The organism is Variovorax glacialis, assembly GCF_051216375.1.
GTDB lineage: Bacteria > Pseudomonadota > Gammaproteobacteria > Burkholderiales > Burkholderiaceae_C > Variovorax.
Map to the genome: position 1 here is coordinate 67730 of NZ_JBPJZT010000011.1, position 24045 is coordinate 91774.

Below are 24045 nucleotides of genomic sequence, written 5' to 3' on the forward strand. Positions count from 1 at the left end.
TGCTTCCCATGCACTCCACCGCACTCGTCCTCTTCTCCGGTGGCCAGGACTCCACCACCTGCCTCGCCGATGCGCTCGACCAGTACGAGCGCGTCGAAACCATCGGTTTCGACTATGGCCAGCGCCATCGCGTCGAGCTAGACGCGCGGACCATCGTGCTGGCGCATCTGCGCGAACGCTTTCCGCACTGGGCGCCGCGGCTGGGCGAGGATCACATGCTGTCGGTCGATGTGCTGGGCCAGGTCAGCGCCTCGTCGCTCACGCAGGACATCGCCTTCGAGATGCAGGCCAATGGACTGCCCAATACCTTCGTGCCGGGGCGCAACCTGCTGTTCCTGACCCTGGCGGGTGCGCTGGCCTATCGGCGCGGGCTCGACGTGATCGTCACCGGCGTGTGCGAGACGGATTTTTCCGGCTACCCGGATTGCCGCGACGACACCATGAAGGCGATGCAGCTTGCGCTCTCGTTGGGCATGGACCGGCGCCTCGTGATCGAGACGCCGCTGATGTGGATCGACAAGGCGGCGACCTGGGCCATGGCGCATCGCCTTGGCGGCGAACCCTTGATCGACCTGATCGTCGAGGACACCCATACCTGCTACCTCGGCGATCGCGACAAGCGCCACGCCTGGGGCTACGGCTGCGGCAACTGCCCCGCCTGCGAGTTGCGCGCGCGGGGCTGGGAGCGCTACGTGGCCTCGACCCTGTAGCGCGCCGCTGCACCGCCGGATTCGGGCACCAGCGTCCAGCGCTTGTCGTGGAAGGCGCCGACCGAGGCACGGTGCGCGATCGACACCATGGCGCCGCCGGCGGCACGGACCCCCGCGGATAGGCGCTTGTACAGGGTTTCCTCCGCCTCGGCGTCCAGGGCGCTGGTCGCCTCGTCCGCGAACAGCCATGCGGGCTTGCGCAGCAGCACGCGCGCAATGGCCAGGCGCTGCTGCTCGCCGCCGGAGAGCTTCTGGCTCCAGGCATCGCTGTCGTCGAGCCGGCGGGCGAGGTCGGGCAGCAAGGCATCGTCGAGGGCCTGGACGAGTTGCGCGTCGGTGTACTTGCTTGCAGGATCGGGGTAGGCCAGCGCATCGCGCAGGCGGCCATCAGGCACATAGGGACGTTGCGGAATGAACATCGCGTTGGCGGGCATCGTGACCTTGCCGTCCGCGAACGGCCAGATCCCGGCGAAGGATCGGAACAGTGTCGACTTGCCGCTGCCTGAAGGGCCCTGCAGCAGCACGTTCTCGCCGGGTTGTACCGCCAGGGCGGCACCGGTCAGCAGTTGGCTTCCGTCCGGCAGCGCGACATCGAGGTCGGCGGTATGCAGCGACGCGCCGCTGTCGCGCTCGACGGCGCCGTCGGTCACTTCGTGCGTCCGCATGGCGGCATCGAAGGAAGTGAGACGGTCCGAGGTGGCGCGCCAGACCGCGACGCGATCGTAGTTGTCGACGAACCAGGACAGCGCGTCCTGCACCGTGTTGAATGCGCGGGCGATCTGCATGACCTGGCCGAACTGGATGGCGCCGCTGAAGAAGCGTGGCGCCACCAGGAAGAAGGGGAACACAACGGCGAGCTGCCCGAACAGGGACGTGAAGGCCACGAGGTTCTTCTGCTGCTTGATCAGGGCCAGGTAGTTGCGCAACACGCTGGAGAAGCGGGTGTCGAGCTGTGCATGCTCGACCTGCTCGCCACGGTCCAGCGCGATGGCCTCGCTGTATTCGCGCACCCGCACCAGGTGATGCCGGAAGTCGGCTTCGTAGCGCTGCTGCTGGTAGTTGAGGCCGATCAGCGGCCGCCCGATGTAGTGCGTGATGACGGTACCGATGCCGCAGTAGACAAGCGCCACCCACACCATGAGGCCCGGCACCGAGACCTCATGCCCGCCCAGGGCGAAGGAGAACGGGCCGGAGAGCCCCCAGAGAATGCCGATGAAGCTGGCCAGCGTGACCACCGAGTTGAGGATGCCCATCGACAGCGTCACCGTGTAGTCGGTGAAGAGCTGCATGTCTTCCTGGATGCGCTGGTCCGGGTTGTCCGGGTTGGCCTGGGCGCCGCCGGCGCTGTTCGGCTGGCGGGCATAGCGCGCCAGTTCGAGGCGGTAGAAGGTGCGGTTGGCGAGCCAGCGACTCATGTAGCTGCGGGTCATCCATGCGCGCCAGCGCACTTGCAGGAGTTGGGTCAGGTAGAACTTGAAGATGGCGACGCTGATCCCCGCCATGGCGATGTACGTGAACCGCAGCAGCTGGGTCCAGAAGACGGGCTGGTTGCGGGCTTCGAGCGCGTCATAGAAGACACGGCTCCAGTCGTTGAGCAGGACGGTGACGTAGACCGAGCCGAGGTTCAGGGCAACCACGGCGATCAGCAGGCCGCGTGCCTTCCATTTTTCCTCGGACCGGAAGTACGGCGCCGCGAGGGTCCCGATGTTGCGCAGGATCGACAACAGGTTCTTGGTGCGTGTCAGGGTTGTCATGGCGTGAGCGAGGGTTCACGCCGGAACGGCGCGTTGCTTTCATCCTAGCGCCCCGGATGCGCCGCATCCTTAAACCGTGCTGAAAGGGGTCCCGGCCGCATGACAAGGCCGTGACACGGCGTCACGGCAGCGGGGATTTGACAAATGCCTGTCACAAAGCCTCCCGATGATCCGGAGGTTTTGCCCCCCAAAAAGAGGATCCTCATGCTGCGTCGCACTTTCCAATGGGCCCTGCCCGCTGTCCTGCTGACCATCGCCGTCGGCGCCGGCGCCCAAGGCCGTACCGAACTGCTGGTCTATACCGCGCTCGAGGCCGACCAGGTGCAGGCCTACAAGGCGGCATTCGAGAAGGACAACCCCACCATCGAGTTGAAGTTCGTGCGCGATTCCACCGGCATCGTCACGGCCAAGCTGCTCGCCGAAAAGGCCAATCCGCAGGCCGACGTCGTGTGGGGCCTGGCCGCCACCTCGCTGATGCTGCTCGACAAGGAAGGCATGCTGCAGCCTTACGCGCCGAAGGGCCTGGAGGCCATCAAGCCCACAATGCGCGACAGCGCGAACCCGCCCAAGTGGGTGGGCATGGACGTGTGGTCGTCGGCGCTGTGCTTCAACACTGCCGAGGCGCAGAAGAAGAACCTGCCCAAGCCCACGAGCTGGGCCGACCTGACAAACCCCGTCTACAAGGGCCAGATCACCATGCCGAACCCGGCGGCTTCCGGCACGGGCTACCTGATGGTCTCGGGCTGGATCCAGATGATGGGCGAGCAGAAGGCATGGCAGTACATGGACGCCCTGCACCAGAACATCGGCATCTACAGCCAGTCCGGCAGCAAGCCCTGCCGCCAGGCGGGCGCCGGCGAGTTCGCGGTCGGCATGTCCTTCGAGTACCGCGCCAACAAGACCAAGCGCGACGGCGCACCCATCGACATCGTGCTGCCCAAGGAAGGGCTCGGCTGGGACATGGAAGCCACCGGCATCATGAAGACGACCAAGAAGCCCGAGGCCGCCAAGGCATTGGCCGACTGGGCCGTGACGAAGCAGGCGAACGAGCTCTACGCCAAGAACTTCGCGGTGCTCGCGCTGCCGGGCATCCAGGAGAAGCTGGAATTCGTGCCGGGCGACGTCGAGAAACTGCTCGCCAAGAACGACTTCGACTGGGCGGCCGCCAACCGCGAGCGCATCCTGGCTGAATGGTCCAAGCGCTACGAATCGAAGTCGGAGAAGAAGGCGCCGCAGTGACGGGTTGCGAATGACGAGCTTTCTCTCCCTGCGCGGCATCGGCAAGTCGTTCGGCAATTCGCGGGTGCTCGACGGGATCGACCTCGATATCGAGCCCGGCGAGTTCGTGTGTCTCCTCGGTCCCTCCGGCTGCGGGAAGACGACCTTGCTGCGCATCGTGTGCGGCATCGAACGCGCGGACCAGGGCCAACTGCTGCTGAGCGGCCAGGACATCGCGGGCCTGCCGCCCGCGGCGCGCGGCTTCGGGGTCGTGTTCCAGTCGTACGCGCTCTTTCCTAACCTGACGGCGGCGCAGAACATCGCCTATGGCCTGCAACCGACCGGCGCGCTGGCACGGGAGATCGCCAAGCGTTCGCGCGAGATGCTCGACCTCGTCGGCCTGGCCGCCCACGCCGACAAATACCCGGTGCAGCTCTCCGGCGGCCAGCAGCAGCGCGTGGCGTTGGCGCGGGCCCTGGCGCCCAATCCACGCCTGTTGCTGCTGGACGAGCCCCTGTCCGCGCTCGATGCACAGGTGCGCACCAGCCTGCGCAGCGAGATCCGCGCGTTGCAGAAGCGCCTCGGCGTCGTGACGATCATGGTCACGCACGACCAGGAAGAAGCCCTCTCGATGGCGGACCGCGTGGTGCTCATGCACAACGGCCGCATCGAGCAGGCCGGCACGCCCGATGAGCTCTACCACCGGCCGCGCACGCGCTTCGTCGCGAGCTTCGTCGGCCGCATGAACATGCTGCCCGCGACGGTGCTGCCCGACGGCCGGATGCGCGTGCGCGACAGCGAACTCGTCTGCGCGCCGGGCGATATCGGCGTCGGCGCCCAGGCCACCATCGGCATCCGGCCGGAGGATGTGGTGGTGCGGCGCTTCGGCGACGACCATGGCATCAACAGCTTTGCCGCGCGGCTACTGGACACGGAGTTCTACGGCAACCGGACCGCCGCGCGCCTGGTCTGCGAACCGCTCGGCATCGAGATCGAGGCCGACCTGCCGGCCGACCATCGCGCCGTGGATCCGCTCGTGCCCAGCAGCATGGTGCATATCCACCTGCCGCAGCACGCCTTGTCGGTGCTGGCGCGTTGAGCGCCACGACCCACGTCGATCCCGTGGCCGTGTCGACGATCGTTGCCCCGTCGAGCGACTTGCCGCGTCGACGCAGCGCTTTCGATCGTGATCGGTGGCTGACCGGCGCCGGCGTGCTGCTGGCGGTGGCCCTGCTGATCGTGATCGTTGCACTGCCGGTGGGCGCGTTGGTCGGCCAGAGCTTCTTCGATCGCGCGGGTGCGTTCGTCGGTCTCTCGAACTTCGCACGCTACGTCGACAATCCCGCGCTCGTGCAGTCGGCGTTCAACAGCGTCTGGCTCGCCGTCGTGAGCGCCGCGCTGTGCACGGGCATCGCCTACGTGTACGCCTACGGCCTCACGCTCTCCTGCATGCGCGGCAAGGGCCTGCTGCGCGCCATTGCATTGATGCCGCTGCTCGCGCCGTCGCTGCTGCCGGCCATCAGCCTGGTGTACCTGTTCGGGAACCAGGGGGTGTTCAAGGGCTGGCTCGGCGATGTGTCGATCTACGGCCCGCTGGGGATCGTGCTGGGTTCGGTGTTCTGGACCTTGCCGCATGCGCTCCTGATCCTCACGACTGCGATGGCCACGTCCGACGGCCGGCTCTACGAGGCGGCGCAGACGCTCGGCGCATCGCGCTGGCGCATCTTCCGCACCGTGACCTTGCCGGCATCCCGCTACGGGCTCATCGTGGCCGGCATGGTCGTGTTCGTGCTGGTCATCACCGACTTCGGCGTGCCGAAGGTGGTCGGCGGCCAGACCGGCGTGCTCGCGACCGACATCTACAAGCAGGTGGTGGGCCAGCAGAACTTCCAGATGGGCGCGGTGGTCGGCTTCGTCCTGCTGATCCCCGCCGTGCTGTCCTTCCTGGTCGAGCGCCGGGTGCGCAGCCGGCAGGCCGCGGCCTTGTCGGCGCGCGCCACGCCCTACGCGCCGGAGCCGGTGCCGGTTCGCGACCGCGCGCTGCTGGCCGCGTGTCTCCTGATCGCCTTCTGCATCGTCGTGATGATCGGCATGGCGGTGTTCGCGTCGCTGGCGACCTACTGGCCCTACAAGCTCACGCCCTCGCTCAAGAACTACGACTTCAGCAACATGGACGGCGGCGGCTGGGGCAGCTATTTCAACTCATTGCGGCTTGCGGTGTTTGCCGCCGTGGCGGGTGCGATCGCCACGTTCATTTCGGCCTACCTGGTCGAGAAGCCGCGCCACTTCGGCCTGTGGCGAGAGGCGCTGAACCTGCTGGCGAACCTGCCGCTGGCCGTGCCGGGCCTGGTGCTCGGCGTGGGCTATATCTTCTTCTTCAACTCGCCGTCGAATCCGCTGCGGGGGCTCTACGGCGGCATGGCGATCCTCGTCATCTGCACGGTGGTGCACTTCTTCTCGGTCGCGCACCTGACTTCGCTCACCGCGCTGCGCCAGTTGGACCGCGAGTACGAACTGGTGTCGGAGTCGATGGGCGTGCCCTTCTGGCGCACGCTGTGGCGCGTGCACGTGCCAGTGGCCCTTCCGACCGTGCTCAACGTCGCGGGCTACTTCTTCGTCAACGCGATGACGACGGTGTCGGCGGTCGTCTTCCTGTATTCACCGCAGACGACGCTGGCCGCGATCGCGGTGCTGAACATGGACGATGCGGGCGACGTGGCGCCGGCAGCGGCGATGGCGTCGCTCATCATGCTCACCGCCGCCATCGGGCGTGGCATCTTCGCGCTGGCGGGCCGTTCGGCGCTCGCCAGGACCCAGGCATGGAGGAATCGATGAGTTTGCCGGACGACCGGTTCGATGTGATCGTGGTGGGGGCCGGCATCGTCGGCCTGGCCCATGCGTACACGGCGGCCACGCGCGGCCTGAGGGTCTGTGTGGTGGAACGCGATGCGGCCTGCATCGGCGCGTCGATCCGCAATTTCGGGTTCATTACCGTGACCGGCCAAGGGCCCGGCGATACCTGGCGCCGTGCCATGCACTCGCGCGGCGTGTGGGCGGCCATCGCGCCTGAAGCCGGCATCGACATCGTCCACCGCCACCTGTGGCTGGCTGCCTACCGGCCCGAAGCGCATGCCGTGCTCGAAGCCTTCCTTCGCACGCCGATGGGCGAGGCCTGTGAGCTGATCGATGCGCGCGAGGCCCAGGCCAGGGCGCCTGCGCTGCGCCTCGAGGAGGCGCGCTCGGTGCTCTTCAGTCCGCACGAACTGCGGGTGGAATCCCGCACCGCCATCGGCCTTCTTACGCGCTGGCTGTCGGAAGTCCACGGCGTGGTGTTCCGCTTCGGCGAAGCGGTGCTCGAAGTCGAGACGCCACGCGTGCGCACCGCGCGGCGGACCTTGCATGCGGAGCGCGTCGTCGTGTGCACCAACACCGATCTCCACGGACTCTTCGCCGAGCGAATCGCGGCGCACCAGCTTCGCCTGTGCCGATTGCAGATGCTGCGCGTGCAGCCTGAGCCCGGCTTCCGCCTCCCCGGCTCGGTGATGATGGACCTGAGTCTCGTGCGCTACGAGGGCTACAGCACGCTGCCGGAGGCCGCCGCGTTGCGCGCACGCCTCGCCAGCGAGGAAGCCGCGTCGCTCGCGCATGGCATTCACCTGATCGTCGTGCAGAGTGCCGACGGCTCGCTCGTGGTCGGCGATTCGCACCACTACAGCGCGGCGCCCGAGCCCTTCGCGATGGAGGAAGTGGACAAGCTCATCCTCCGTCATCTTCGTTCCACCCTCGACCTCGAACAGGCGCAGGTGACCGAGCGCTGGACGGGCGTCTACCCCTCGTCCCCCGACATGCCTTGCGTGATCGATGCCCCCGACGACGCCACGCGCGTGGTCCTGGTCACGAGCGGCACGGGTGCAAGCACGGGATTCGGCATCGCACACGACGTCTTCCAGGCCTGGTGACTTCGCCTCCCACTGAAACTCCAATGAACGCTCAATCCAGAACTCTGCAAGCCGTCGTCTTCGACTGGGCGGGCACTATCGTCGATTTCGGTTCCTGCGCACCCATGGGCGCCTTCGTGAGGCTCTTCGAGCAGTTCGGCGTCGAGATCACGATCGAGCAGGCGCGCGGCCCGATGGGCATGGCCAAATGGGACCACATCAAGGCCGTCGGCACCTTGCCCGCCGTGGCTGCCCAGTGGCAGGAACGCCATGGCAAGCCCTTCGTCGATGCGAATGTCGACCGGCTGTACGAGGTGTTCACACCCATGAACGCCGCCAGCGTGCGCGATCACATGGACTTCATTCCCGGTGCGCTGGAGACAGTCTCTGCGGTGCGCGCTCGCGGCCTCAAGATCGGCTCGACCACCGGCTACAACCGCCCGATCATGGACGTCGTGACGCCGATCGCGGCGGCTGCCGGCTACACGCCCGACAACCTGGTCTGCGCGGGTGACCTCGCGGCCGGCCGACCGTCGCCGCTGATGATGTACCGGAGCTTCGCCGACCTCGGCGTCTGGCCGCCATGCACGGTGGTGAAAGTCGACGACACCGCCGTGGGCGTGGCCGAAGGCGTGAACGCCGGCACGTGGACCGTGGGCGTGGCGATCAGCGGCAATGCGCTCGGGCTCACGCAGGCCGAGTGGAAAGCGCTCGATGCCGGCGAGCAGACTGCCCGACGCGCCAAGGCGACCGCGCTGCTGCGCGAGGCGAAGGCCGACTATGTGATCGACAGCGTGGCCGACCTGCTCCCGGTGCTCGACCAGATCGAAGCGAGGCTGGCGCGCGGCGAACGGCCGGCAACGCTCGCCTGATCGTCGGCACCGCGCGGCTCAGCGCGGATTGCTGATGCCGCTCGAGACGTGGCCGGAAGGTACATGGCGCGCGGCCGCATCGACGTGACCGGTCTGGTCGTCGAAGAAAAAGTCCGGTTCGAACTCGCGCAGGAACTCGCCCTTGGGAAGCCCGCCGAGGAACATCGCCTCGTCGACCTTGATGTTCCAGTTCATCAGCGTGCGGATGGCGCGCTCGTGGGCCGGCGCGCTGCGTGCCGTGACCAGTGCCGTGCGGATGCGCATGGCCGGACTGCTCGCCTGTTGCAGCCGGTGCAATGCCGCGAGCAGCGGCTTGAACGGACCTTCGGGCAGCGGCAGTTCGGCCTTGCGTGATTCGTGCAACTGGAAGGCATCGAGGCCCTCGGCCTGGAACACGCGCTCGGCCTCGTCGCTGAACAGCACGGCATCGCCGTCGAATGCGATGCGCACCTCGTTCGGATAGGCGTCGCTCGCTCGCACCGATTCGACGAGCACGCGCGCGGCCGGGAAGCCGGCAACGAGCGCTTCCCGCACGTCTTCTGCGTTGACCGAGAGAAACAGGTGCGCGCGCAACGGCCGCAGGTAGCCGAACGGCGGCCGCCCTTGCGTGAACACCCCGCGCTGCAACGAGATGCCGTTGGCCACGCCGGAGCGGAACACCCGCATCCCCGACACCGGATCGTTGCGCGACAGGATCACGACCTCGACCCTCTGCTTGCCGTCGTCGTTGAAGCGCATCAGCTTGCGCACCAGCGAGTAGGCGATGCCCGGCTGGGCCGGCACATCGAGCCGTTCGAGCTGCAGCTTCATGTAGCCCGCGTCGTCCCCCGATTCGAAGATGCGGTTCTCCTCCTCGAGGTTGAAGAGCGCGCGCGACGAGATCGCCACCACCAGCTTGTCGTCAAGAGTTACCACGGCCCCTCCCCGCCAGCAAGCACCATCCGAGAGCCGCCGCGGATCCGGCTCCGCCGGGCCGCAGGCGGCGCCCCCTCGAAGGGGGTGGGCGGCCACACGAAGTGGGCAAGCCTGGGGGTGGTCTTCATTTGACGAACTGGTTGAGTTGGATGATCGGCATGAGGACGGCGAGCACGATCAACATCACCACAGCACCCATCGCGACGATCAGCAGGGGCTCCAGGATCGTCGCCAGATGCATCGCCCGGCGTTGCACTTCGGCGCCGAGCTGGTTGGCCGCTCGCTGCAGCATCAGCGGCAAGGTGCCGGTCTGCTCGCCGAGCCGGGCGAACATCGACACGATGCCCGGAAAGCGCTTCTTCTGCGCGAGTGCCGACGCCAGCGGCGCGCCCTCGCGCACGAGCACGAGCGCGTCGAGCGCATCGGCACGCATGGCCCGGTTGCCGAGCGTCTCGGAGGCAGCCTGCAAGGCGCGGAGAATGGGCACGCCCGCCGTCGCCAGCATCGCCAGCGTGCTCGCGAAGCGCGCCGCGTTGTAGCCACGTGACAGCTTGCCGACCAGCGGCAGATTGAGCCAGGCCGCGTCGAACCTCTCGCGCAATGCCTCGCGGGCCAGCGCCATGCGGGCGGCGAAGCCGCCGACGACGAGCACCCCCAGCATCAGCCAGCCGTAGTTGCGCACGAAGTCGCTGAGCGCCAGCATCGCCACCGTGAGGATCGGCAGCGCGCGCTTGGTGCCCGCGAACACATTGGCGACCTGCGGCACGACGTAGCTGACGAGGAAGATCACGATGACGATCGCGACCAGCGTGACGATCGCCGGGTACAAAGCCGCGCCGACGAGCTTCTGCTGCAGGGCCTGTCGTTGTTCCAGGTCGTCGGCCAGGCGCTCCAGCACGAGGCCGAGGTTGCCGCTCTGCTCGCCGGCGCCGATCACGGCGGTATAGATCGGCGAAAACTCGCGTGGATGCTGCGCCAGCGCGCGGCCGAAGGGGGAGCCTGCGTTGACCTCGGCGCGCAGCGAGGCGACCAGGTTCCGCTGCGCTTCGCTCTCGGCTTCGTCGGTCAGGGCGGTCAATGCGCGTTCGAGCGGAAGGCCGGAGGAGACGAGGCCGGCGATCTGCCGCGTCCAGACCGCGAGGGTCGTCGAATTGAAGATGCGGCCGCCGCCGTACATCCGGCGCCAGCCGCCGGTCGCGGGTACGCCGCTCTCGACACTGCCGACCGGCGTGACCGTGAGGGGAATCAGCGCCTGCGCGCGCAGCATGCCGCGTGCGCTGCGGGCGGTATCGGCTTCGAGCACGCCCTTTCGGGGCTGGCCTTGCTGGTCGATGGCGTCAAACGAATAGGCGGGCATCACTCATTCTCCCCAAAAACTGTTGCTCGCCCCCAAGGCTTGCCCACTTCGTGTGGCCGCCCACCCCCTGCCGGGGGCGTTGCTGGCGGACCGGCGGAGCCGGATCCGCGGCAACCTGCGAAGGCGGCAGCGGCGGGTGGGGCGCCGGCTGGCCTAGTCTCTGGTGACTCTCAGGAGTTCGGCTCTCGATGTGACGCCGGCCTTGAGGAGGCGTTCGCCGTCTTCGCGCATGGAGCGCAGGCCGCCGCGTTCGGCGGCGACGAAGAGCTGGCTTTCGGGGGCGCGGTTGTGGATGAGGGATTGCACGGTGTCGTCGGCGACGAGCAGTTCGAAGATGCCGGTGCGTCCCTGGTAGCCGGTTTGGCCGCAGGCGTCGCAGCCGACGGGTTGGCCTTCGGTGCCGGGCGCTGGGATGGAGCACACGGGGCACAGCTTGCGGACGAGGCGCTGGGCGAGCACGCCGAGCAGCGACGAACTGAGCAGGAAGGGTTCGACGCCCATGTCGGTCAGGCGGGTCACGGCGCTGACGGAGTCGTTGGTGTGCAGCGTCGCCAGCACCAGGTGGCCGGTGAGCGATGCCTGGATGGCGATCTGCGCGGTCTCGAAGTCGCGGATTTCGCCGATCATGATGACGTCCGGGTCCTGCCGCAGGATCGCGCGCAGGGCCTTGGCGAAGGTCAGTTCGATCTTGGCGTTGACCTGCGTCTGGCCGACGCCGGGCAGTTCGTACTCGATCGGGTCTTCGACCGTCATGATGTTGCTGCTGCTCGCATCGAGACGGCTGAGCGCGGCATAGAGCGTGGTGGTCTTGCCGGAGCCGGTCGGGCCGGTCACCAGGATGATGCCGTGCGGCTGGCCGATGAGGTGCTCGAAGCGCGCGAGCGTGTCGCCCTGCATGCCGACCGATTCGAGCGTCAGCTTGCTTTCGGACTTGTCGAGCAGACGCAGCACGGCGCGTTCGCCATGCGCCGACGGCAAGGTCGATACCCGCACGTCGACGGCGCGGGTGCCGATGCGCAGGCTGATGCGACCGTCCTGCGGCAGGCGCTTCTCCGAGATGTCGAGGTCCGCCATGATCTTCAGGCGCGAGATCAGCGCGGCGTGCAGCGCGCGGTTGGGCTGGACCACCTCGCGCAAGGTGCCGTCGATGCGGAATCGCACCGACGATGTGCGCTCGTAAGGCTCGATGTGGATGTCGCTGGCGCCGTCGCGCGCGGCCTGCGTGAGCAGTGCGTTGAGCATCCGGATGATCGGCGCGTCGCCGGCCGATTCGAGCAAGTCCTCGACCGCGGGCAGTTCCTGCATCATGCGCGAGAGGTCGGCATCGCCCTGCACTTCGCTCACCACCGCGGCGGCGTTCGATTCGCCCTGCGCGTAGGCCGCGCTGATGCGCTGCGCCAGTTGCTCGGAGGCCAGCGGTTCGAAGGTCTTGACCGGGTACTTGCGCAGCACTTCGCCCAGCGCGCTGCGCGGCGGCACCTTGGGCATCCAGAGCGTGTAGTTGCCTTCGTCCGTCTGTTCCAGCAACAGCTGCTGGCCCCGGGCGAAGGCGTAGGGGAGGGGATAACGCACGACCGGACTCTAGGGCAATTCGCGCGCCGTCGCCGGGTCGGCCGTGGGAGGCAATGCGCCCTTCATGGGACTGGGCCGCAGCGCCGACGTGTCGCTCGGCGTGAGCGGCGGCGGCACCAGGCGGGTGCCCTCGACGCGGCGATTTGCATTCATGCCGGCCGGCAGCTGCGGCAGCGGCGGCAGGATGTTGGACTCGTCCACGCTGTTCAGCATCACGTTCTTCTCGGGCTGCGCGGCCTGCTGGATGCCGCGGATCGTCTCGTAGCGGTCGCTGGCGAGCTGGTCGCTGACGGCGCTGTCGCGCACCACCACCGGCCGCATGAACACCATCAGGTTGGTCTTGTTGCGCGTGCGCGTCTCGCTCTTGAAGAGGTTGCCGAGGATGGGGATGTCGCCGGCGAGCGGGATCTTGTCGGTGCTGTTGGAGTAGTCGTCCTGCAGCAGGCCGCCGAGCACGATGATGCTGCCGTCGCCCACCACCACGTTCGACTCGATGCTGCGCTTGTTGGTGGTCGGGCCGTTCACGTTGTTGACGGTCGAGGCCTGGATGGTCGAGACCTCCTGGTAGATCTGCAGCTTGACGACGTTGTCCTCGTTGATCGTCGGTCGCACGCGCAGGGTCAGGCCGACGTCCTTGCGCTCGATGGTCTGGAACGGGTTCACCGAGCCGTTGGCCGCACCGGTGTTGGTGAATTGGCCGGTCAGGAAGGGCACGTTCTGGCCGATCACGATCTTGGCTTCCTCGTTGTCGAGCGTCAGCAGCGTCGGCGTGGAAAGCACATTGCCCTCGCCGCTGGTCTGCAGGAAGTTGGCGATGAAGCTCAGGATGTACTGGCCGCCGTACTTGCTGCCGATGCCGAAGTTGAAGCCCTGCGCCGGCCGGGTCGCGGTGTTGCCGGTCGCCAGGCCGATCGCGAGGTCGATGATGTTCGGCCCCGGCGTGCTGGAGTTGGTGCCGAGGAAGCCGACGTTCCGGTCCCCGCTGTTGCCGAGGCCGGTCTGCCACTGGATGCCGAACTGGGCCGCCTTGTCGGCGTTGACTTCGACGATCAGGCTTTCGACCAGGACCTGGGCGCGCTTGCCGTCGAGGCGATCGATCACGGCGCGCAACTGCCGGTACTGCGGCTCGGGCGCGGTGATGATCAGGGAGTTGGTCGACGGGTCGGCCTGCACCTGGCCGCCGGTCGAAGGCTGGTTGGCGTTGTTGAGCGGCGTGGTTGCCGCCGCGCTGGTCAGGCCGCCTTGTGCCGTGTTCAGTTGCTGCGCAACGGGCTGGTTGGCGGTGCCGGTCTGGCCGCTGGCGCCCGCGCCGAGGGCGCCGGTGCCGGCCGACATCGCCGCGCGCAGCGTGGTCGCGAGCTTCACCGCGTCGGCATTCTTCAGGTAGACCACATAGACGTTGCCGGCGGCACCGTTGCCGCTGTCGATAGGCGCACGGTCGAGCTTGTCGACCAGCGTGCGGACCAGCTGGGCGCGCGCCGGATTGGCCGCGCGCAGGATGATCGCGTTCCCGCGCGGCTCGGCCAGCAGGGTGGTGCGGAACGAGGAGTCGACCGAGCCCGGCGTGGCGGCGCCCGCGGTGGTCGTGCCGCCGCCTTCGAGCAGCCGCGTGAGCAGCGGCACCATGTCGGTGGCGATCGAATGCTTGAGCGGGATCACCTCGATGTCGGACGCGTTCGGCACGTCCAGCGCGGCGACGATGCGTGCGAGGCGGCGCATGTTCTCGGCGTAGTCGGTGATGACCAGCGAGTTGTTGCCCGGGTTCACGTTGATCGTGTTGTTGGGCGCGATCAGCGGACGCAGCACCGGCAGCAGGTTGTTGGCCGACTCGTAGTTGAGCTTGAAGATCTGCGTGACGATCTGGTTGCCGTTGACGCTCGACGTGGTGGGCGTGGAAGTGGTCACCGTGCTGCTCTGCAGCTTGGCATCGGCTTCGGGCACGACCTTGTAGAGCCCTTCGGATTGCACGACCGCGAAGCCTTGCAGGCGCAGCGCCGCGGCGAACTGGTTGAAGGCCGCGTTCGGGGAGATCGGGCGATCGGTCTGCAGCGTGACCGTTCCCTTGACGCGCGGGTCGACCACCACGTCGCGGCCGGTCACCACGGCCATCGTGCGTGCCACGGATTCGATCTCGGCATTGGTGAAGTTCAGCGTGATCGGTTCGCCGCGTTGCGGTGGGGGTGCCTCCTGCGCGAACGCCGAGGGAATGCAGGCCGCGATCAGCATCTGCGCAGCGAGCGCGATGGTTCCGATGCGGATGCCGTACGAAGTCTTTTGCTTCATGGTCAACCCAGTGTGATGAGCGAGCGCGCGCCTTCGCGTCGCCCGATGATGTTCAAGAGATTCGAAAGCGCGTCTTCCCGGCCCGGCGCTGCGCTGGCTTCGCCGTCGAATCGAAAGGCGGTGCCGTTCCATCGGCCACTGCCGCTGAGTTGCAGGCTGCCGTCGCGTGTGGTCAGCAGGAGGGTCGGCGTCGGGCCGCCCTCCAGGGCAACCCGGTAGCTGCCCATGGGTTTCAGGGTCGACAGGCTGGAGGAAATGTCGGTCGCGTCGAGCGATGCGCGGCCTTCGAACGCGAGCTGCGGACCGTTCGAGCGCACGACGAAGGCCTGCGTGGAGATGTCCAGCATGCCTTCGAGCTTGAGCGTGTTCCAAGGCGCGCCGAAGCCGGCCAGCATGGCGGCGGGCCAGCGCGATTGGCCGTCGCTCCATTCGAGCTCGAGCCCGCTCGCCCGCGGACGCGCCCTGAACGCCAGCGGCTTGGCTGCGCAGCAGGGGAGATCGAGTGCGGCCGTCACGCCATCCCAGCGCGGCCTCAGGGTCCAGGCGAGCGTGCCGGGCAGCGAGATCGACTCGGCGCCGCCGGCGCCGCTCGAGAACACGACGCCGGCCGTGCCGGTCCAGACCGTGCCGCGTGCATTGACCAGTTGCAGGTGGCCATTGCTCCATCGGGCCAGGCCCGCGGCGAGCCAGCGGGCCGGTGCGTACAGCGCGAGAGCCAGCGAGGCGCCGATCAGCATGCCAAGCACGGCCCAGCGCCAGCCGGTCCTGGCGGGCGCGTCGGGGCTGGATGGACGGGTCGCCATGGGATCAGCGGGCCGGCAGGCTCATGACCATCGTGCCGTCCCATCGGACGCGCGACGCATCGGCTGCCGCGGCGGCAGCGGACGAAGAGGGGGACGGGGATGAAGCAGGCGGATTGCTCTGGGCGCTACGTGTCAGGTGCACTTCGCGCGGGACGGCGCGTGCGTTGCTGCGCGCCTGGGCAAACCACTGGGCGAGGGCATCGGCCGGCGCGGCGCGCAGTGCGATGGTCACGCCTTCGCCGGCACCGCCGGGTTGCATCTGGGCGTTGGGGCCGAGGTTCTGGCGCACCGAGGTTTCGAGGCCGCGCATGGCGTCGTCGCGGCTCGCGCGCGGCTGTGACTGCAAGGCCTTGGCCTGGGTTTGCAGCTGTGTCATACGCTGCAACTGCACGTCGATCTGCGCGTGCTCGGCCGGCGCCGACGACAGCGTGCGCAGCGCGGGCGCCAGCGCGACCCACCACAGCAAGGCCAGCGCGACCAGCGAGGCCGCGATGATGATCATGCGTTGCTCCCGCGCTTCGAGCTCGGGCCACCAGGCCTGCCAGCGCGCTTCCAGGGCTTCGAGCCATTTCATCGTGTGGCCTCCGCCTGCACGAGCAGCAGGTCGCCTTCGCTGCGGGCGTTGTAGCCGCGCGAGGACAGGGCGGCCGTCACGTTGCCGAGTTCGCCGGCCTGCAGCCCGAGACCGCGCAGCCGAAGCTGGCCGGCGCTGAAGTCGATGGCAGTGGGCGCGCGCCCTTGCGGGAGGCTTGCGGCCACCGCACCGAGCATGGGCTCGAAGTCGCTGGCGGTGACACCGCCCGTCGCCTGCTGCAATGCGGCGACTTCGCGCTGCATCTGCACCGGCGCGTCGACCACGAGTTGCACCGCGGGAAAAGTCTGGGTCAGGATGTTGCGTACCGCGCTGCGCTTGGCATCGAGCGCATTGCGCTCTTTCCAGGCCCATGCGTTGAGGCCGACGAGTTGTGCGAGTAGCAGCACCACGACGCCCCAGCGGGCGGCGCGCCACTGCGGCCCGCGCCAGAGCGCCCGCGCGATGGCGACGAACTTCTTGCTCGCACGGGCGCGGCCGGTGGACGCGAGGTCGAACTGCGCCAGGTCCCAGGGCAATTCGCTGGCCTGAAGCCATCGTGCCGCGGGCTTGACGATCGGTATGCGTTGGCCGAGCACGCTTTCGGCCAGTTCGGCGACCGCCGGCTCGGCCAGCGCGGTCGAGCCCTGGGGCAGGGGGCCCGCGAGCGCGAGGGCGGCACCATCGAGCGGCAGCATGGCGACGCCGTCGGCGCCGCAAACCACGCACAGGGCGGTGCCCGGCTCGCCAATGGCGAAGACCATCGAAGGCGATCCGGCCGGTCGCGGTGCGAACTCCGGAATGATCCGCGTGACGCGGCGGCCTGCGGCTTCGAGCGCCTGCACGGCGCTGCGCAGCCAGATGCGATCGCATGCCGCCACCCACACGGGCACACCCGCGCGGGCGCCGGGTTCGAGCGCGAAGTGAAGGGATTCGGGATCGTCCAGCAGGCGGTCTTCGAGGAGCCCGGCGAGCACCGAGCGCAGACGCACCGCGCCGCTCATGCTGCCCTGCGGCAAGGTGACCTGGTGCCACGAGATCGCCGCGGCGGGAACGCCCACGATGATTTCGTCGCTCGTGGGCAGGAGTGCTGCGGGGGCGCTGCCCTGCGAACGCAACTTGCGACCATCGCTTGACCACAGCGCCCAGCCGTATTCAGCGGCAGCCGATCCGGGCGTGTTAGGAATGGTTACAAGCAGCAAAGCCATGGATAAGACGAAAGGGTCGCTATTGTAGAAGTGGGGACGTTACAGATGCTACAGAATTGATAGCGTCTGAATCAGATGCTACGGGCGCTGCGCTAATTTTTTATCCAATCGGGGCGGCAGGGGTCTCGGGTTCAGGATTTGGGCGGTGCCACCGTGGCGCCCGCGCCACGTTCTCGCCAGACGATTCGCACCTCGATGCCGTCACGCCGGAGCAGCGTTTGTTCGTCGACCCATGCGCTTTCAAGGCGCAGGCGGGCGTGGACCTCGAAGAACATGGTCCCGATGCTGTGCTGGCTTTCGTTGAACTGCGACGAAGTCTGCTGAACCAGCTTGTTGGCGTCCGCGAGGCTGCGGAAATAGCCGCGCGCGCGCTGTTCGACCAGTCGCTTGGCGCCTGCCAGATCGAGCGTCGGCACGCTGGCGAAAAGGGCTTCCGCGCTGGCCGTGTTGATGTTGAGTGGCGTGGAGACCGGCAGCACGGTGACGTAGGGCTCAAGCGCCGCCGCGGTGGTGGGGGACAGGCCCAGCCAGACCAGTTGCGAGGTGCGCTGCGGCATCAGCGGGCCGGTGGCGGATGTGGAGGATTCCGTTTCCGTCGTTGTGGTTGTCGTCGGCGTCGTGGCTGCCGGCGTCGAGCCGGTGGCGGCCGCGGTGCCGGTGGTAGCCGTCGTTCCGGTGGTGCCCGTGGCGGCCGGGGCAGGCACGGAGACCGGGAGGGCCCGCTGCAGGTTGCTGACCATCAACGTGAGCTCCTGGGGCGGCAAATCGAGCAGCTGGAACAGCTTGGTGAAGGCCTTGACGGACGACTCGACCGGCTTGCCGCCTTCCACCAGGTTCCGCACGTTGAGCTTGGACTGCGCGTCGATGATGCGCCCCGAGAGAAAGGCATCGGGCAGGCCTTCGAGCGCATCGCTGGCGATGTTCTTGTCCGCAGCCAGGAAGCTGGTCAGCTTGGCCTCCTCCAGCGGAATGGCCCACGGCTCGGCGAGGTGGTCGGCCCCGCCGGTCGCGGCGTTGGCGCGCGCGTCCTCGCGCAGGATCAGCCGTGACCAGTCGAGCGCGCCGAGCAGGATCCAGCCCGATTGCACGCGTGCGCGCTCGGCGCCTTCGATCTCGGTTGCGCGCCATTGCTGCCAGAGCGCCGCTGTCGCGAAGGTCGCGACCAGCGTGACGGTGAGCATGGCCGTCAGCAATGCCGCGCCCCGTTGACGCCTCGCCGCCGGAACGTGTTGGCCGCGCTTCATGTCTTGGGCACCGTGACCGAAGGACGCACCCAGTCGCGGGTGATCAGGCCTGACAGCGCGGGGCCGGGCGGGAGGCTCAGGACCAGGCGCACACCGTCCGGCAGGGGCGTGTTGGTGCCCAGTGCCTCGGCGCTGACCGCGGGCGACCAGCTGTCGTTGCGGAAGTAGTAGATCTGCCAGTCGACGGCCGGCATCAGGTCGACCTGCGCATCGCGCGCCTCGTTGCTGCCGTTTTCCGCCCAGGCGGCGGCGCGGTCCCAGGCCAGCTGCCACTCGGCGCGCGTCGTGAAGCCCGGCGACTGCCAGCGGCGCCAGTGACCGTTTCCCGCTGCGTCCGCGCTCAGCGTCCAGCCCACCACGTAGACCTGCGCGGCGCCGCCGGTGCTGCGCCGGGTGAGGCGAAGCACGCGGCCGTTCCAGTCCATCGCGCGAATCTGCGACAGCGCCACGGTGGCGTCGAGGTCGGCACCCCATTGCGACAGGGTGGTCTGCAGCGTCAGCACGGCATCGCCGCGTTCGCGGTTCAGGGCCTGGGAACGCGCCATGCCGTCGAGACCGCGCCAGCTCATGAGCGCGAGCAGCGCCATGACCGAGATCGCGACCAGGAGTTCGATCAGCGTGAAGCCGCGCGTCTTCCGCATCAGTAGCGCCCCACCACGGTGGAAAGGCGCAGCACCGGTGCCTCGTCGGCGTCGCGCACCGAGACGTCGACGCGGCGGAAGTTGGGATTCAGCGTCGGCGTGGTCGAGACCGTGACGCCGAAGTTGACGTTCGCCTGGGTGCAGACCAGGCCCGCGTCGCCGACCGCGGGAAGCTGCCGCGCGAGGCGCGCTTTGATCAGCTCGTTCTCGGCGCACATCTGGGCCAGCATCACGTCGGACTGGCGCTGTGCGTTGCGCGTGAGTGCCATCGTCGCCTGCGTGCCCGCCATGAGCGCGATGGCGACGATGCCGAGCGCGACCAGCACCTCGATGAGGGTGAAGCCGAGCATGCGGTGGCGACGTTGCCGGATCATGGCGACACCAGGGCGAAGGGACGCAGGCCGTCGGTGCCGATGCGCAAGCTGCGGCTCGGCGGACCGTCGGACGTGATCAGCACCTGTTGCGCGGCGATGATCGGATCGGGACCCAGCTGCAGTGCCGGTGCTGCGACGCCATCTGCGGTCATCGGCTGGGCCGTGATCCCGTCGGAGAGCCAGCCCGTGGGCAGCGAATTGGATGGCAGCCCATCGAAGCTGAAGTTGCCCGGCCCGTCGGGCGTCGGGCGCCAGCGCACCGCCACGCCCGCGGCACGCGATTGCGCGCGCGCGGCTTCGAGCAGGGCGGCAAGCCGCTCCGCTTCGCGATCCAGCGTGGCCTGGCCCGAATCCCGCATCGCCATCCCGACGCCGGCCGTGGCCAGCGCGATGATTGCGATCACCACGAGTAGTTCGAACAGCGTGAAGCCGCCGTTCCCGCGGCGAGCGTTTTCGGGTGAGCGGCAGCGCGTGTTACTGCCAGCTGCCGATGTCGGCATTCTTGCCTTCGCCGCCGGGCTGGCCGTCGGCGCCGAGCGAAAACACGTCGATCTCGCCCTTGATGCCCGGATTCAGGTACTGGTAGGGATGGCCCCACGGGTCGTTGGGCAGCTTCTCCACGTAGGGCTTCCAGTTGGGCGCTGCGGGGCCATTCGTGGGGCGGGTGAGCAGGGCCTGCAGTCCCTGCTCGGCCGTGGGATAGCGCTGGTTGTCGAGCCGGTAGAGCTTGAGCGCCTGCATGATGTTGTTGACGTCGGTCTTGGCCGCCGTCACGCGCGCGTCGTCGGCGCGTTCGATGACGTTGGGCACGATCAGCGCGGCGAGCACGCCGATGATGACCAGGACGACCATCAGTTCGATCAGGGTGAAGCCGCGCTGAAGCCTGCGCGAAAGAGAACGATGAGAAGGGAACATGAAAGATGGGTGAGAGGGTAGGAAGGCAGCACGTGCCTCGTTCGCTGAATGATAATCCGGCCCCATGTCAGTTCCCTATGCCCCTGCCCGCTGGCCTGTAGCCACTGCAACGACCGGTCTCTGGGCGCTTGCCGCTGCGAGCATCGTGTTCTGGGGACTGAGGCTGGCTGCGCCTTCCGATGCCATTGCGCCGCCCGCGGTGGCCGCGCCCCAGGCGGTCGCGGATCCCGCCGCAGTGGCGCAATTGCTGGGCGCCGTGCCGAGCCAGGCCACGGTGGTGGCCACGCCGGAGGCCGCCAGCCGCTTCTCGCTGCTCGGCGTCATCGCGGACAGCGACGGGCAGGGCGCGGCGCTCCTCGTGGTCGATGGCAAGCCGCCGAAACCGTTTCGTGTTGGTGCGAAGGTTGCAGACGGATACGTGCTGCAGTCGGTCACCACGCGCGCCGCGTCTTTCGGCGCCAGCGCGAATTCGGCGGTGGCATTCACGCTCCAGTTGCCTACGCGGCCGCTGGCCGTCATGTCGCCGCCGCCCGTGCCGACGGTGGCTCCGGTCGTCGCGCCGGGTGCGCCGCGCTAGCCGCTCAGGCCTGCAGGAACAGTCGATAGGCGGGGTTGGCGGTTTCCTCGACGAAGGGGTAGCCCAACGCCTGCAGGAACTCGTCGAAGGCTGCGTTGTCCGCGCTGGGCACCTGCAGGCCGACGAGGATGCGTCCGTAGTCGGCACCCTGGTTCCGGTAGTGGAAGAGGCTGATGTTCCAGTTCGGCCGCAGCAGGCTCAGGAACTTCAGCAACGCGCCGGGGCGTTCCGGGAAGACGAAGCGCAGCAGTCGCTCGTCGTGGGCCAGGCCGGTGCGGCCACCGACCAGGTGCCGGATGTGTTCCTTGGCGAGTTCGTCGTGCGTGAGGTCGATGGCGCCGAAGCCGTGCGCAACGAAGGTGTCGGCGATCGTCTTCGATTCCCCGCGCGTCGTGGTCGTCAGGCCGACGAAGACGTGGGCCTCTTTCGAATCGCTGATCCGGTAGTTGAACTCCGTCACGTTGCGGGAGGCACCCGGCAACTGGCCGACCAGCTCGCAGAAACGCCGGAAGCTGCCGCGCTCCTCGGGAATGGTCACGGCGAAGAGGCCCTCGCGCTCCTCGCCCACTTCGGCGCGCTCCGCGACGAAGCGGAGTCGGTCGAAGTTCATGTTCGCGCCGCAGAGGATGGCCGCGTAGGTTTCGCCGCGCGTGCCGCGGGCCTCGACGTACTGCTTGATCGCCGCCACCGCGAGCGCGCCCGCGGGCTCGACGATGCTGCGCGTGTCGATGAACACGTCCTTGATGGCGGCGCAGACGGCGTCGGTGTCGACGGTGATGAACTCGTCCACCAACTGGCTGGCGACGCGGAAGGTCTCCTCGCCAACCAGCTTGACCGCGGTGCCGTCGGAAAAGAGACCGACGTCGGACAGCGTCACGCGCTCATGCGCCGCGACCGATTGCATCATCGCGTCCGAATCGCTCATCTGCACGCCGATGACCTTGATCTCGGGACGCACGGCCTTGATGTAGTTGGCGACGCCCGAGATCAGCCCGCCGCCGCCGATGGCGACGAACACGGCGTCCAGCGGCGACTGGTGCTGGCGAAGGATCTCCATCGCGATCGTGCCTTGTCCGGCGATGACGTCCGGATCGTCGAAGGGGTGGACGAAGGTCAGTCCCTGCTGCTTCTGCTGCTCGAGCGCGTAAACATAGGCGTCGGAGTAGCTGTCGCCGTGCAGATGCACCTCCCCGCCGAGCGCCCGAACGGCATCGACCTTGAGCTGGGGCGTGGTCACCGGCATGACGACGACCGCGCGGGCGCCGAGTCTGTGGGCGCCGAGGGCCACGCCCTGCGCGTGATTGCCGGCCGAAGCGCAGATCACGCCCTTGGCGAGCTGCTCCGCGCTGAGATGCGCCATCTTGTTGTATGCGCCGCGCAGCTTGAAGCTGAACACCGGCTGCTGGTCTTCACGCTTGAGCAGGACGGTGTTGCCGAGCCTTGCGCTCAGCGCGCGCGCGGGCTCCAGGGCCGACTCCACCGCGACGTCGTAGACGCGCGCGTTGAGGATTTTCTTGAGGTAGTCGGCGGGGGTGAGAGGCGGGGTCGGCGTGGACATAGGGCCGCGATCATAGGCCCGCGGACGCCGGGGATCGGAGCCCCAAGAAAAAAGCCCCGGGCCTTGCGGCTCGGGGCTAAATCCACCAATTGGGAGGGTGGAGGAGACAACCTGCGCACACGCGTCGGTGTGCAATGAAATAAAGTATATCGACTGTTTGTTGCATTGCAACAAGCGAGTTGCGCTTTTCGAACACTAATCTCGCCGACGAGGGCGCCCTGGCCTCGTTGCGCGTCCCGGAGTCAGCAAAGATGGAATGCACAGTGAGTTGGACCGGCAATGCCGGAACGCGGTCGGCGATGGGCTTCGTCGCCGAGACCGGCACGGGCCACGTCCTCATGATGGATGGCGCGCCCGATGCCGCGAAGCCCGAAAACGGCGGGCAGAACCTCGCGCCGCGCCCCATGGAGACGTTGCTTGCCGGGACCGGCGGATGCACGGCCTACGACGTGGTGCTCATCCTCAAGCGTGGACGTCATCAGGTCGAGCGATGCAGCGTCAAGCTGACCAGCGAACGCGCCGAAAAGGATCCCAAAGTCTTCACGAAGATCCACATGCATTTCACCGTCGCGGGCAAAGGCATTCCGTCGGCCGCCGTGGAACGGGCGATTGCCCTGAGTCACGACACCTATTGCTCTGCCAGCGTCATGCTGGCCAAGACCGCGGAGATCACGACCAGTTTCGATCTGCTCGAAACCTGAGCGCCGGCGCAGGAGCCGTCGCTCAGATGCGGTGAGCGACGGTGGTCATGACCTTCGAGGCCAGGCGCATCATGGCCTTGGCCGGTGCAGGGAGTTCCGTGGCGCCCGCGCTCCAGGCTTGCGCCGCGTGCCGCGCTTCATCGAGTTTCATCTGGTTGATGACCGCGCGCGATGCCGTATCGCCCGCGGGCAGGCGGTCGAGGTGCCCGTCGAGGTGAGCTTCCACCTGGCGCTCGGTTTCGGCCACGAAGCCCAGGCTCAGCGAATCGCCGAGCCGCCCGGCAACAAGGCCGAGGCCGAATGCGCCGAGGTACCACAACGGATTCAGCGCCGAGCGATGGGCGCCGAGTTCATCGAGCCGTTGCTGGGTCCAGGCGAGGTGGTCGGTTTCTTCGCGCGCCGCCTCGCTGAAGTGCATCCGCAACCCTGCATCCCTGGTCACGGCCGCTTGCGCTGTATAGAGCGCCTGCGCGCAGACTTCTCCCACGTGGTTGACGCGCATCAAGGCCCCGGCTTCACGTCGCTCGGATTCGGTCAGCGTGCCTTCGGGGCTTGCCGGCGCGGGGGCTTCCCGGGTGGCATGAGGCTTGGCAAAAAGTGTGCGCAGCGCCGCGTCTGCCACTGTCAGGGCGGAGTCGAGGGATGGGGTCATGAACGGATTGGACCCCAAACACAAAAAGACACAACTGCGGGATGGATTCCTTCCGCATGGTGGTGTCGCAAATGCCTCAGAACCTTTGTTGCACTGCTGCAACGAAACGCCCGGAGCGCCCATGTTTTCGGGCGAATTGTTTTGCCCTGATGAAGCGGCTCTGGTGCAATAGCGACAACTTC

The 24045-nt window shown here is 67.8% G+C and carries 23 protein-coding genes; 8 read left to right on the forward strand and 15 right to left on the reverse strand.

Features of this window, described 5'->3' with window-relative positions:
• Positions 1-8: 8 nt before the first annotated feature.
• The gene (gene queC, locus ACSFBL_RS25325; protein ID WP_435518576.1) at positions 9-710 is read left to right on the forward strand and encodes a 7-cyano-7-deazaguanine synthase QueC; all 702 of its coding nucleotides are present in this window, start codon (positions 9-11) and stop codon (positions 708-710) included.
• On the opposite strand, the gene ACSFBL_RS25330 is transcribed toward queC, so the two are convergent.
• Positions 689-2464 carry an ABC transporter ATP-binding protein/permease gene (locus ACSFBL_RS25330; protein ID WP_435518577.1) on the reverse strand — a complete coding sequence of 592 codons (1776 nt, stop codon included), beginning with the start codon at positions 2462-2464 and terminating at the stop codon, positions 689-691. The genes queC and ACSFBL_RS25330 overlap by 22 nt on opposite strands.
• Positions 2465-2668: 204 nt before the next feature.
• On the opposite strand from ACSFBL_RS25330, the gene ACSFBL_RS25335 reads away from it, so the two are divergent.
• Genes ACSFBL_RS25335 through phnX form a run of 5 tightly spaced genes read left to right on the forward strand, consistent with a single transcriptional unit; the run spans position 2669 to position 8492 of the window.
• Entirely contained in the window at positions 2669-3703 is a 1035-nt protein-coding gene (locus ACSFBL_RS25335; RefSeq protein WP_435518578.1) for a putative 2-aminoethylphosphonate ABC transporter substrate-binding protein, read from the forward strand.
• Positions 3704-3713: 10 nt separating this feature from the next.
• On the forward strand, positions 3714-4781 hold the full coding sequence (locus ACSFBL_RS25340; protein WP_435518579.1) for an ABC transporter ATP-binding protein: 1068 nt from the start codon (positions 3714-3716) through the stop codon (positions 4779-4781).
• Between the two features lie 38 nt (positions 4782-4819).
• On the forward strand, positions 4820-6517 hold the full coding sequence (locus tag ACSFBL_RS25345) for a putative 2-aminoethylphosphonate ABC transporter permease subunit (RefSeq protein ID WP_435518678.1): 1698 nt from the start codon (positions 4820-4822) through the stop codon (positions 6515-6517).
• Positions 6514-7641: a TIGR03364 family FAD-dependent oxidoreductase gene (locus tag ACSFBL_RS25350; protein WP_435518580.1), complete on the forward strand. Its 1128-nt coding sequence runs from the start codon at positions 6514-6516 to the stop codon at positions 7639-7641. The genes ACSFBL_RS25345 and ACSFBL_RS25350 overlap by 4 nt, the downstream gene beginning before the upstream one ends.
• 23 nt (positions 7642-7664) lie before the next feature.
• Complete coding sequence (phnX, locus tag ACSFBL_RS25355) at positions 7665-8492, forward strand: phosphonoacetaldehyde hydrolase (protein WP_435518581.1); 828 nt, start codon at positions 7665-7667, stop codon at positions 8490-8492.
• A gap of 18 nt (positions 8493-8510) precedes the next feature.
• Here the strand turns inward: phnX and ACSFBL_RS25360 are convergent, their stop codons facing one another.
• The 12 genes from ACSFBL_RS25360 to gspG form a co-directional block, all read right to left on the reverse strand.
• Positions 8511-9407 carry a 5'-nucleotidase gene (locus tag ACSFBL_RS25360; protein ID WP_435518582.1) on the reverse strand — a complete coding sequence of 299 codons (897 nt, stop codon included), beginning with the start codon at positions 9405-9407 and terminating at the stop codon, positions 8511-8513.
• 124 nt (positions 9408-9531) lie between these two features.
• Entirely contained in the window at positions 9532-10764 is a 1233-nt protein-coding gene (gene gspF, locus ACSFBL_RS25365; protein WP_435518583.1) for a type II secretion system inner membrane protein GspF, read from the reverse strand.
• Between the two features lie 153 nt (positions 10765-10917).
• On the reverse strand, positions 10918-12336 hold the full coding sequence (gspE, locus tag ACSFBL_RS25370) for a type II secretion system ATPase GspE (protein ID WP_435518584.1): 1419 nt from the start codon (positions 12334-12336) through the stop codon (positions 10918-10920).
• A gap of 9 nt (positions 12337-12345) precedes the next feature.
• Complete coding sequence (gene gspD, locus ACSFBL_RS25375; RefSeq protein WP_435518585.1) at positions 12346-14619, reverse strand: type II secretion system secretin GspD; 2274 nt, start codon at positions 14617-14619, stop codon at positions 12346-12348.
• A gap of 2 nt (positions 14620-14621) precedes the next feature.
• A complete protein-coding gene (gspN, locus tag ACSFBL_RS25380) occupies positions 14622-15422 on the reverse strand; it encodes a type II secretion system protein N (protein ID WP_435518586.1) in 801 nt (266 codons plus the stop codon).
• Between the two features lie 4 nt (positions 15423-15426).
• Positions 15427-15996 (reverse strand): type II secretion system protein GspM, encoded by a 570-nt coding sequence (gene gspM / locus ACSFBL_RS25385; RefSeq protein ID WP_435518587.1) that lies wholly within the window; start codon positions 15994-15996, stop codon positions 15427-15429.
• Positions 15993-17201 carry a type II secretion system protein GspL gene (gene gspL, locus ACSFBL_RS25390; protein ID WP_435518588.1) on the reverse strand — a complete coding sequence of 403 codons (1209 nt, stop codon included), beginning with the start codon at positions 17199-17201 and terminating at the stop codon, positions 15993-15995. Before gspL ends, gspM begins: the two co-directional genes overlap by 4 nt.
• A gap of 131 nt (positions 17202-17332) precedes the next feature.
• Positions 17333-18445 (reverse strand): type II secretion system minor pseudopilin GspK, encoded by a 1113-nt coding sequence (gene gspK / locus ACSFBL_RS25395; RefSeq protein ID WP_435518589.1) that lies wholly within the window; start codon positions 18443-18445, stop codon positions 17333-17335.
• The gene (locus ACSFBL_RS25400; protein WP_435518590.1) at positions 18442-19086 is read right to left on the reverse strand and encodes a PulJ/GspJ family protein; all 645 of its coding nucleotides are present in this window, start codon (positions 19084-19086) and stop codon (positions 18442-18444) included. The genes gspK and ACSFBL_RS25400 overlap by 4 nt, the downstream gene beginning before the upstream one ends.
• Positions 19086-19460, reverse strand: a complete 375-nt coding sequence (gene gspI, locus ACSFBL_RS25405) for a type II secretion system minor pseudopilin GspI (protein WP_435518591.1) — start codon at positions 19458-19460, stop codon at positions 19086-19088. The genes ACSFBL_RS25400 and gspI overlap by 1 nt, the downstream gene beginning before the upstream one ends.
• A complete protein-coding gene (locus tag ACSFBL_RS25410) occupies positions 19457-19960 on the reverse strand; it encodes a type II secretion system protein (RefSeq protein WP_435518592.1) in 504 nt (167 codons plus the stop codon). The genes gspI and ACSFBL_RS25410 overlap by 4 nt, the downstream gene beginning before the upstream one ends.
• Entirely contained in the window at positions 19935-20375 is a 441-nt protein-coding gene (gene gspG / locus ACSFBL_RS25415; protein ID WP_435518593.1) for a type II secretion system major pseudopilin GspG, read from the reverse strand. Before gspG ends, ACSFBL_RS25410 begins: the two co-directional genes overlap by 26 nt.
• Before the next feature lie 64 nt (positions 20376-20439).
• Here gspG and ACSFBL_RS25420 point away from each other — a divergent pair, with 64 nt between their 5' ends.
• Positions 20440-20952, forward strand: coding sequence for a type II secretion system protein N (locus ACSFBL_RS25420; protein ID WP_435518594.1), 513 nt, complete (start codon positions 20440-20442; stop codon positions 20950-20952).
• A 4-nt stretch (positions 20953-20956) separates the two neighbouring features.
• Here the strand turns inward: ACSFBL_RS25420 and ilvA are convergent, their stop codons facing one another.
• The gene (gene ilvA, locus ACSFBL_RS25425) at positions 20957-22510 is read right to left on the reverse strand and encodes a threonine ammonia-lyase, biosynthetic (protein ID WP_435518595.1); all 1554 of its coding nucleotides are present in this window, start codon (positions 22508-22510) and stop codon (positions 20957-20959) included.
• Between the two features lie 251 nt (positions 22511-22761).
• Between ilvA and ACSFBL_RS25430 the strand changes: the two genes are divergently transcribed.
• A complete protein-coding gene (locus ACSFBL_RS25430; protein WP_435518596.1) occupies positions 22762-23211 on the forward strand; it encodes an OsmC family protein in 450 nt (149 codons plus the stop codon).
• 22 nt (positions 23212-23233) lie between these two features.
• Here ACSFBL_RS25430 and coq7 read toward each other — a convergent pair whose 3' ends face one another.
• Positions 23234-23863, reverse strand: coding sequence for a 2-polyprenyl-3-methyl-6-methoxy-1,4-benzoquinone monooxygenase (gene coq7, locus ACSFBL_RS25435; RefSeq protein WP_435518597.1), 630 nt, complete (start codon positions 23861-23863; stop codon positions 23234-23236).
• Positions 23864-24045 lie beyond the last annotated feature (182 nt).